Source organism: Mesorhizobium sp. M1A.F.Ca.IN.020.06.1.1, from assembly GCF_004023265.1.
Classification (GTDB): Bacteria; Pseudomonadota; Alphaproteobacteria; order Rhizobiales; family Rhizobiaceae; genus Mesorhizobium.
In genome coordinates, this window is the sequence record NZ_RZSR01000095.1 from 1 (window position 1) to 10104 (window position 10104).

At 62.7% G+C, this 10104-nt stretch carries 8 protein-coding genes and 1 pseudogene; all 9 read left to right on the forward strand.

Annotated features, from left to right (window positions below; translation table 11 throughout):
* On the forward strand, positions 1-247 hold a 247-nt coding region (locus tag EOA60_RS06840; protein ID WP_164899207.1), incomplete at its 5' end, for an FAD-binding oxidoreductase.
* 36 nt (positions 248-283) lie between these two features.
* A complete protein-coding gene (locus tag EOA60_RS06845) occupies positions 284-1285 on the forward strand; it encodes a 4-hydroxyproline epimerase (RefSeq protein ID WP_067319515.1) in 1002 nt (333 codons plus the stop codon).
* 451 nt (positions 1286-1736) lie between these two features.
* Positions 1737-2639 (forward strand): branched-chain amino acid ABC transporter permease LivH, encoded by a 903-nt coding sequence (locus EOA60_RS06850; protein WP_067001669.1) that lies wholly within the window; start codon positions 1737-1739, stop codon positions 2637-2639.
* A gap of 5 nt (positions 2640-2644) precedes the next feature.
* The gene (gene livM, locus EOA60_RS06855; protein WP_095824103.1) at positions 2645-4036 is read left to right on the forward strand and encodes a high-affinity branched-chain amino acid ABC transporter permease LivM; all 1392 of its coding nucleotides are present in this window, start codon (positions 2645-2647) and stop codon (positions 4034-4036) included.
* A pseudogene (locus tag EOA60_RS06860) lies at positions 4036-5109 on the forward strand (ABC transporter ATP-binding protein); the annotation flags it as partial. The gene livM and the pseudogene EOA60_RS06860, both read left to right, overlap by 1 nt.
* 32 nt (positions 5110-5141) lie before the next feature.
* A complete protein-coding gene (locus EOA60_RS06865; protein WP_067001678.1) occupies positions 5142-5870 on the forward strand; it encodes an ABC transporter ATP-binding protein in 729 nt (242 codons plus the stop codon).
* A gap of 17 nt (positions 5871-5887) precedes the next feature.
* Positions 5888-6235, forward strand: a complete 348-nt coding sequence (locus EOA60_RS06870; protein WP_067001681.1) for a DUF6867 family protein — start codon at positions 5888-5890, stop codon at positions 6233-6235.
* Between the two features lie 139 nt (positions 6236-6374).
* On the forward strand, positions 6375-7493 hold the full coding sequence (locus EOA60_RS06875; RefSeq protein ID WP_067001684.1) for a branched-chain amino acid ABC transporter substrate-binding protein: 1119 nt from the start codon (positions 6375-6377) through the stop codon (positions 7491-7493).
* Between the two features lie 263 nt (positions 7494-7756).
* Positions 7757-10104: pyruvate carboxylase (gene pyc / locus EOA60_RS06880; RefSeq protein WP_128311168.1), on the forward strand; the 2348-nt coding region annotated here is incomplete at its 3' end.

Below are 10104 nucleotides of genomic sequence, written 5' to 3' on the forward strand. Positions count from 1 at the left end.
AAAAGCCAAGCGTTTCCTGCCCGGGCTCGATCCGTCGGGCGGCCGCGAGTGGATGGGCTTCCGGCCATCGCTGCCGGATTCGCTGCCGGTCATCGGCAGGGCGCGGGCGCCGAACATCGTCTACGCTTTCGGCCACGGCCATCTCGGCCTGACCCAGGCGGCAGCGACCGGCCGCTCGATCCGAGATCTCCTTCTCGGGCAGGAGCCGCCGATCGATCTCACTCCTTTCCGCCCGCAACGGTTCTGACAATTCGCCAGAATTCTGATATTTCAGGGAGCCATCATGGCCAAGACATCCTTCTTCTGCATCGACGGCCACACCTGCGGCAATCCGGTGAGGCTGGTTGCCGGCGGCGGCCCACTGCTAGAAGGCGCGACGATGATGGAACGGCGGGCGCATTTCCTCGCCGAATATGACTGGATCCGGACCGGGCTGATGTTCGAGCCGCGCGGTCATGACGTGATGTCCGGCTCGATCCTCTATCCGCCGACGCGCGAGGACTGCGATATCGCGATCCTCTTCATCGAAACCTCGGGCTGCCTGCCGATGTGCGGCCACGGCACCATCGGCACCGTGACGATGGCGATCGAGCATGGGCTGGTGAGGCCGAAGACGCCGGGCGTGCTCAGGCTCGACACGCCGGCCGGCCTAGTCGTCGCCGAATACAAACAGGTCGGCGAATATGTCGAGGAGGTGCGCATCACCAACGTGCCGTCCTTCCTTTACGCCGAAGGGCTGTCGGTGGAGTGCCCGGTGCTTGGCGAGATCAGCGTCGACGTCGCTTATGGCGGCAATTTCTATGCCATCGTCGAGCCGCAGGAGAACTACCGCGACATGGCCGACCATTCGGCCGCCGACCTCATCGCCTGGAGCCCGCTTGTGCGCCAGCGCCTGAACGAGAAATACTCGTTCGTGCATCCGGAGAACCCGGGCATCAACCGGCTGTCGCACATGCTGTGGACCGGCAAGCCGAGAGATGCCGAGGCCGATGCCCGCAATGCCGTGTTCTATGGCGACAAGGCGATCGACCGCTCGCCTTGCGGCACCGGCACCTCGGCGCGCATGGCGCAGCTCCACGCCAAGGGCAGGCTCGAGGTCGGCGACAGTTTTGTCCATGAGTCGATCATCGGCTCGCTGTTCAAGGGCAGGGTCGAAAAGGAGGTCAGCGTTGCCGGCAAACCAGCCATCATCCCCTCGATCGGCGGCTGGGCGCGCATGACCGGACTGAACACCATCTTCATCGACGACCGCGATCCGTTCGCGCACGGGTTCATCGTCACCTGATCGCTCCCGTTCGGCGTCAGGCCGCCTCGTCGTTCGTCGAAACCTGACTACCGAACCAATCGGCAAAGGTGATTTCGGCCGCCGTTCGCCTCGCCGTCACATGACCGTCATACCGAGCAGAATCCTGACTTGGCGGAATGCGCGGGACGGCAAAATCGAGCGCTGCCGCTGACGCAAGGAATCTTCTCATCAATTTATTTTGACGGCGATTTCTTCGAAACGACGCGCATGATACGGCTTAATCGTCAAAGACATTGCGTTGTGCCAATGATAGGGTCCGCGATAGTCCAGGGGCCGGGTGCGAGAAAGCGGGCAATCGGGCAGCGTGCTTCCAAACCACGCGCGGCGATTGAAAAATCACGTTGCAATCCGGGCTTGAAACTTTACGACTAGGGGCAATACGAAAAGGAATGCGTCCTCGAAGGCGACATTCCAGGGGAGCCGCTTAAATATGCAGTATTTCGTCCAGCAGCTTATCAACGGGCTGACGCTGGGATCTATCTACGGGCTGATCGCGATCGGCTACACGATGGTCTACGGCATCATCGGCATGATCAATTTCGCCCATGGCGATATCTTCATGGTGGGCGCCTTCACGGCCCTCATCGTCTTCCTGATCCTCGGCGCGATGTTCTATTCGGTGCCGGTGGTGGTGGCGCTCCTGATCATGATGATCGTGGGCATGCTGCTCACCAGTCTTTACAACTGGACGATCGAGAAGGTGGCCTACAGGCCGCTGCGCGGATCGTTCCGGCTCGCGCCGCTGATCACCGCCATCGGCATGTCGATCGCCCTGTCCAACTTCGTGCAGGTCACGCAAGGGCCGCGCAACAAGCCGATCCCGCCGCTGGTCAGCCAGGTCTATACGATCGACGGCATCAGCGTCTCGCTGAAGCAGATCATCATCGTGCTCGTCACTGCCGTGCTGCTGGCGATCTTCTGGTATCTCGTCAACAGGACGGCATTGGGGCGGGCGCAGCGCGCCTGCGAGCAGGACCGCAAGATGGCGGCGCTGCTTGGCGTCGACGTCGACCGCACTATCTCCATCACCTTCATCATGGGCGCAGCGCTTGCCGCGGTCGCCGGGACGCTTTTCTTGATGTATTATGGCGTGGTGGTCTTCTCAGACGGTTTCGTGCCGGGCGTGAAGGCCTTCACGGCGGCGGTGCTTGGCGGCATCGGCTCGCTGCCGGGCGCAGTGCTCGGCGGGCTTTTGATCGGCTTCATCGAGAGCATGTGGTCGGCCTATTTCTCGATCGACTACAAGGACGTCGCGGCCTTCTCGATCCTGGCGATCGTGCTCATCTTCCTGCCCTCCGGCATCCTGGGCCGGCCTGAAGTCGAAAAGGTCTGATCCTCATGGCCGTTACCGTTTCTCCGGAGCGCGACGTCGTCGCTACTCCCATCCAGCGCGCGTTCCGCGAAGCGCTCTACGCCGGCGCCATCGCGCTCGGCCTGTTCGTGCTGTTCATCGGTCTCAGGACCGATCAGAACATCAACAACGAGCTGATCCTGGTGCAGCGCTGGGGCCTGCTCGCCCTGGTGGTTCTCGCCGTTGTCGTCGGGCGCTTCCTCTATGTTGCCTATGCGGTTCCGGCGCTCGAACGATCAAGGGCTGAAAGGGCCAAGGCGCCTGCAGTCGCCGTGGAGCCCGGCTTCGTGCGGCGAAACTTCAACAAGATCGGCGCCACGGTGCTGATCCTCTATCCAGTGGCGATGGTGCTCCTGTTCGGCTTCCAGGGCTCGCTCAAATGGGTCGACAATTTCGGCATCCAGATCCTGATCTATGTGATGCTGGCCTGGGGCCTCAACATCGTCATCGGGCTAGCCGGCCTGCTCGACCTCGGCTATGTCGCCTTTTACGCCGTTGGCGCCTATGCCTATGCGCTGCTCGGCACGCATTTTGGCCTGTCGTTTTGGATCCTGCTGCCTGCCGCCGGCGCCATGGCCGCCTTCTGGGGCGTCATGCTCGGCTTCCCGGTGCTGCGGCTGCGCGGCGACTATCTGGCGATCGTCACGCTCGCCTTCGGCGAGATCATCCGTCTGGTGCTGATCAACTGGCGTGAGGTGACCAATGGCTCGGCCGGCATTTCCGGCATCCCGAAGGTCTCCTTCTTCGGGCTCATGTCGTTCAACGTCTCGGACCCGAACTACATCGCCAAGGTGCTGGGCATCGCCCAGTCGGGCGCCTACTACAAGATCTTCCTCTATTATCTCATCCTGGCGCTCTGCTTCCTCACCGCCTTCGTCACCATCAGGCTCCGCCGCCTGCCGGTGGGCCGCGCCTGGGAAGCGCTGCGCGAGGACGAGATCGCCTGCCGCTCGCTCGGCATCAATACCACCACCACCAAGCTGACGGCGTTCGCTACCGGCGCCATGTTCGGCGGCTTCGCCGGCTCGTTCTTCGCCGCGCGCCAGGGCTTCGTCAGCCCGGAATCCTTCGTCTTCCTTGAATCGGCGATCATCCTGGCCATCGTCGTGCTCGGCGGCATGGGCTCGTTGGGCGGTATCGCGGTGGCGGCGCTGGTGATGATCGGCGGCACCGAGATCCTGCGCGAGCTGGGCTTCCTCAAGGTGGTGTTCGGTCCGGACTTCACGCCGGAGCTCTACCGCATGCTATTGTTCGGCGTTGCGATGGTGATCGTCATGCTGTGGAAGCCGCGCGGCTTCGTCGGCAGTCGAGAACCAACAGCCTTCCTCAAGGAGCGAAAAGCGGTCTCAGGCTCCTTCACCAAGGAGGGCCACGGCTGATGAACGCGCAAGTTTCCATGAACGACTTCATCCTGCAGGTCGAGCATCTGTCGATGAAGTTCGGCGGCCTGATCGCCATCGGCGACCTGTCGTTCCAGGCCAAGCGCGGCGAGATCACCGCGCTGATCGGACCGAACGGCGCCGGCAAGACGACCGTGTTCAATTGCATCACCGGCTTCTACAAACCTTCGGAAGGCATGATCACGCTCAGCCGGCGCGACGGCTCGAACTATTTGCTCGAGCGCCTGCCCAATCACGAGATCCCCGCGCGCGCCAAGGTAGCGCGCACCTTCCAGAACATCCGCCTGTTCTCGGGCATGACGCTGCTGGAGAACCTCCTGGTCGCCCAGCACAACAAGCTGATGAAGGCCTCGGGCTATACCTTCCTCGGCCTGTTCGGCTTCTCCAGCTACCGGCAGGCCTCGGCTGAATCGATCGATCTCGCCAAGCACTGGTTGGAAAAGGCCAATCTCGTCGACCGCGCCGACGATCCGGCCGGCGACCTGCCCTATGGCGCGCAACGGCGGCTGGAGATCGCGCGCGCCATGTGCACCGGACCTGAGCTTTTGTGCCTCGACGAGCCGGCCGCCGGTCTCAATCCGAAGGAATCGGCCTCGCTCAATGAACTGTTGATGGACATCAAGGACAACACCGGCACGTCGATCCTGCTCATCGAGCACGACATGTCGGTGGTCATGCAGATCTCCGACCACGTCGTGGTGCTGGAGTACGGCCGCAAGATCTCCGACGGCAGCCCGCAGTCGGTCCGGACCGATCCGCGCGTGATTGCCGCGTATCTCGGCGTCGACGACGAGGAAGTGGAAGAGGTGCTGACCGAAGTCGGCGACGAGGATGTCATCGAGCAGCTGGATACCGGGCCTGATGCGGCGCACGGGCCGGGCAGTTCCGCCTCGATGATGGCGGGGCCGGTTTCCGACACTGTCGAACACGCGGACGAGGGCGAACGGGTCATGGTATCGAGAGGCGCCTCCAAAGCGGCTCAGGTCGATGCCAAGGCCAAAGCGCCAAGAAAGTCGTCCGAGCGGGCCACGGGCAAGCCGGCCGCGAAATCCTCGACAGCCAAGCCGCGCGGAGGGCATAAGTAATGGCCGGCACAACGCTGCTCGATATCAAGGGCGTGCAGACCTATTATGGCAACATCCGTGCGCTGAACGGTGTCGACGTCACCGTCAACCAAGGTGAGATCGTGGCGCTGATCGGGGCCAATGGCGCCGGCAAGTCGACGTTGATGATGACGATCTTCGGCGCGCCGCGTGCGCGCAGCGGCTCCATCACCTTTGCCGGCAACGACATCACGCAGTTGCCGACGCACGAGATCGCGCGGATGCGCATCGCCCAGTCGCCTGAGGGACGCCGCATCTTTCCGCGCATGACGGTGATGGAAAACCTGCAGATGGGCGCCAGCCTCGACAACCTAAAACATTTTGACGAGGATGCCGAGAAGGTGTTTGCGCTGTTCCCGCGGCTGAAGGAGCGCATCGGCCAGCGCGGCGGCACGCTCTCGGGCGGCGAGCAGCAGATGCTGTCGATCGGCCGTGCGCTGATGGCCCGGCCGAAGCTGCTTCTGCTCGACGAGCCGTCGCTGGGATTGGCGCCGCTGATCGTCAAGCAGATCTTCGATGCAATCCGCGAATTGAACCGGACCCAAGGGCTGACCGTGTTCCTAGTCGAGCAGAACGCTTTCGGCGCGCTGAAGCTCGCCAATCGCGGCTACGTCATGGTCAACGGCAATGTGACGATGAGCGGCACCGGCAAGGAGCTGCTCGCCAATCCGGAAGTGCGCGCCGCCTATCTCGAAGGCGGCCACCACTGAGTTCAGGAGACTTCATCATGCAGGGCATTCTCTACGAGGAAGCCTCGATCTGGCAGTTCCTGTTCGTCACCTGCCTGCTCGGCGGATGGGCGGCGTGGATGACCGGCAAGGCGAGCGCGCAGACTTGGCGCAGCTTCTTTCAGCTGTTCCTCTATATGCTCGGACTCGGCATCGGCATAAGGTTCATCCACCACGCGCTGTTCGACGGCACGATGTTTTCGCTGCACTACTATATCGTCGACACCATCGTGCTAATGATACTGGGCTTCCTTGGTTATCAATACACGCGCACGAACCAGATGGTCACTCAGTATAATTGGCTCTACGAAAGAGCCTCCTTATTGAGCTGGAAACCAAAGGGTTGACGTTCATGATCAACGCCGTTCCGGGGAATGAATTTGGCGTGACAAGTGCCTGAAAATCGGCATTCTATGCTTTCTGCGATAAGGGTGGGCATCGCATGAAAGTATCATCCACGCCCACTCCGTAAATGGGAGCGTTTCAATGAAAAAATCACTCTTGTCCGCCGTGGCGCTGACCGCGTTCATCGCGTTCAGCGGCAGCGCGTGGGCCGACATTCTGATCGGCGTCGCCGGTCCGATCACCGGTCCGAACGCGGCCTTCGGCGCGCAGCTGCAGAAGGGCGCCGAACAGGCGGTCGCCGACATCAACGCGGCTGGCGGAGTCCTCGGCCAGCAGCTTAAGCTGAGCGTGGGTGACGACGTGTCGGATCCGAAGCAGGGCATCTCGGTCGCCAACAAGTTTGTCGCCGACGGCATCAAGTTCGTCGATGGCCACTTCAATTCGGGCGTCTCAATTCCTGCGTCGGAAGTCTATGCCGAGAATGGCATCCTCGAAATCACGCCGGCCGCGACCAATCCCAAGTTCACCGAACGCGGCATGTGGAATACGTTCCGCACCTGCGGACGCGACGACCAACAGGGCAAGGTTGCCGGCGACTATGTCGCCAAGAACTTCAAGGACGCCAAGATCGCGCTCATCCATGACAAGACCCCTTATGGCCAGGGCCTTGCCGATGAAACCAAGAAGGCGCTCAACGCCAATGGCGTCAACGAAGCCATGTATGAAGGCATCAATGTCGGCGACAAGGACTTCTCGGCGCTCATCGCCAAGATGAAGGAAGCCGGTATCTCCGTCGTCTACTATGGCGGCCTGCATACGGAAGCCGGCCTCATCATCCGCCAGCTCGCCGACCAGGGCCTCAAGGCCCAGTTCATGTCGGGCGACGGCATCGTGTCGAACGAGCTCGCCTCGATCGCCGGCGACGCCGTCCAAGGCACGCTGATGACGTTCGCGCCGGATCCGCGCAAGAACCCGAACGCCAAGGAGCTCGTGGAGAAGTTCCGCGCTGCCGGTTTCGAACCGGAGGCCTACACGCTCTACTCCTACGCCGCGATCCAGATCATCGCTGCGGCCATCACGAAGACCGGCTCCGCCGACGATGCGCAGAAAGTCGCCGAGACGATCAAGTCGGGCGGCCCCTGGAAGACCGCCATCGGCGACATTGGGTATGACTCCAAGGGCGACATCACCCGCCCGGACTATGTCATGTACACCTGGAAGAAGGGTGAAGACGGCAAGTACTCCTACTTCGAGCAATAAGCCGGCAAAGAAGAGCCGACTTTCCGAGATGCCCGGCGCTGAGCGCCGGGCATTTTTTGTTGGCCGCGCATCCATCCTGCCTTCGTGTCCCTCGCCGAGTTCGTCGGCGTTGTCGTCCAGGCGCTCGGAGGCCGTCGCGAAGGTTTGGCGCAAACAAACGATTTAAATCGATTGAAGTGTCGCGCTATTTTGTTTGCGCTGCAGCATTTTCACGCTAATCATTGCGCCGGTTCACCTCACCTTCCGCTACTGGAGCCCAGTCCTTGGCAATCACGAAGATCCTCGTCGCCAACCGGTCCGAAATCGCCATCCGCGTCTTTCGCGCGGCCAACGAGCTAGGCCTCAAAACCGTGGCGATCTGGGCGGAAGAGGACAAATATTCGCTGCACCGCTTCAAGGCCGACGAAAGCTACCAGGTCGGGCGCGGTCCGCATCTCACCAAGGACATGGGTCCGATCGAAAGCTATCTGTCGATCGACGAGGTGATCCGCGTCGCGCGCCTCTCGGGTGCGGATGCGATCCACCCCGGCTACGGCCTGTTGTCGGAAAGCCCCGAATTCGCCGAGGCCTGCGCTGCCGCCGGCATCACCTTCATTGGGCCGAAGCCCGAGACGATGCGCCGGCTCGGCAACAAGGTGGCGGCGCGCAACCTGGCGATCGCGGTCGGCGTGCCGGTCGTGCCCGCCACCGATCCGCTGCCCGACGATATGGACGAGGTGAAAAAGCTCGCTGCGGAAATAGGCTATCCGGTGATGCTCAAGGCCTCGTGGGGTGGCGGAGGCCGCGGCATGCGCGCCATCCGCGCTGAAGCCGACCTCGCGCGCGAAGTCATGGAAGGCAAGCGCGAGGCGAAAGCCGCTTTCGGCAAGGACGAGGTCTATCTCGAAAAGCTGATCGAGCGCGCCCGCCATGTCGAGGTGCAGGTGCTGGGCGACACGCAGGGCAATGCCGTGCACCTGTTCGAGCGCGACTGCTCGATCCAGCGCCGTAACCAGAAGGTCGTCGAACGTGCCCCGGCTCCCTACCTCGGCGAGAAACTGCGCGAGGAACTCTGCGCCTACGCGCTGAAGATCGCGCGCGAGACCAGCTACATCGGAGCCGGCACCGTCGAGTTCCTGCAGGACGCCGACACCGGCAAGTTCTATTTCATCGAGGTCAACCCGCGCATCCAGGTCGAGCATACCGTCACCGAGATGGTGACCGGCATCGATATCGTGAAGGCGCAAATCCACATCCTCGACGGCTTCGCCATCGGCACGCCGGAGTCCGGCGTGCCGGCGCAGAAGGACATTAAGCTCAACGGCCACGCCCTGCAGTGCCGCATCACCACCGAGGACCCGGAACACAATTTCATCCCCGATTACGGGCGCATCACCGCATATCGCGGCGCCACCGGCTTCGGCATCCGCCTCGACGGCGGCACCGCCTATTCGGGCGCGGTCATCACCCGGTTCTACGATCCGCTGCTCGAAAAGGTGACGGCCTGGGCGCCGACGCCGGCCGAGACGATCGCGCGCATGAACCGGGCATTGCGCGAGTTCCGCATCCGCGGCGTCGCCACCAATCTGACCTTCCTCGAAGCGATCATCAACCACCCGAGCTTCGCCGACAATTCCTACACCACCAAGTTCATCGACACGACGCCGGAGCTGTTCGAGCAGGTCAAGCGGCAGGACCGCGCCACCAAGCTGCTCAACTATCTCGCCGACGTCAGCGTCAACGGCCATCCCGAGACGCGCGGACGGCCGGTGCCGAAGGCGGATGCGGCGGCACCTGTGGTGCCCTATCTCAACGGCAAGGTGCCGGACGGCAGCAAGCAGCGGCTCGACGCGCTCGGGCCTCAGAAGTTCGCGGTATGGATGCGCGAGCAAGCCCAGGTGCTCGTTACCGACACGACGATGCGCGACGGACACCAGTCGCTGCTCGCCACCCGCATGCGCACCTACGACATCGCCGGCATCGCCGGCACCTATGCGCGCGCGCTGCCGCAGCTGCTCTCACTGGAATGCTGGGGCGGCGCCACTTTCGACGTCGCCATGCGCTTCCTCACCGAGGATCCGTGGGAGCGTCTGAGCAGAGTGCGCGAGGCAGCCCCCAATCTTCTGCTGCAGATGCTTCTGCGCGGCGCCAACGGCGTCGGCTACACCAACTATCCCGACAATGTCGTGCAGCATTTCGTCAAACAGGCAGCCGCCGGCGGCGTCGACCTGTTCCGCGTCTTCGACTGCTTGAACTGGGTCGAGAACATGCGCGTCGCGATGGACGCGGTGGGTGCCGAGGGCAAGCTGATCGAAGCGGCGATGTGCTACACCGGCGACATACTCGATCCGGCGCGCGCCAAATACGACCTGAAATATTATGTCGGGCTGGCGAAGGAACTGGAAGCGGCCGGCGCGCATATCATCGCCGTCAAGGACATGGCGGGCCTGTTGAAGCCCTCGGCGGCGCGCGTGCTGTTCAAGGCGCTGCGCGAAGAGACCGACCTGCCGATCCATTTCCACACGCATGACACCTCCGGCCTGTCGGCGGCGACGGTGCTGGCGGCGGTCGAGACCGGCGTCGACGCCATCGACGCGGCGATGGATTCGTTCTCCGGCAACACCTCGCAGCC

Bases quoted from the DNA above. Each gene is read 5' to 3' on its own strand.
- EOA60_RS06850 (WP_067001669.1), top strand. From the start codon at position 1,737: ATGCAGTATTTCGTCCAGCAGCTTATCAACGGGCTGACGCTGGGATCT.
- EOA60_RS06870 (WP_067001681.1), top strand. From the start codon at position 5,888: ATGCAGGGCATTCTCTACGAGGAAGCCTCGATCTGGCAGTTCCTGTTC.
- EOA60_RS06845 (WP_067319515.1), top strand. From the start codon at position 284: ATGGCCAAGACATCCTTCTTCTGCATCGACGGCCACACCTGCGGCAAT.
- EOA60_RS06875 (WP_067001684.1), top strand. From the start codon at position 6,375: ATGAAAAAATCACTCTTGTCCGCCGTGGCGCTGACCGCGTTCATCGCG.
- livM (WP_095824103.1), top strand. From the start codon at position 2,645: ATGGCCGTTACCGTTTCTCCGGAGCGCGACGTCGTCGCTACTCCCATC.
- EOA60_RS06865 (WP_067001678.1), top strand. From the start codon at position 5,142: ATGGCCGGCACAACGCTGCTCGATATCAAGGGCGTGCAGACCTATTAT.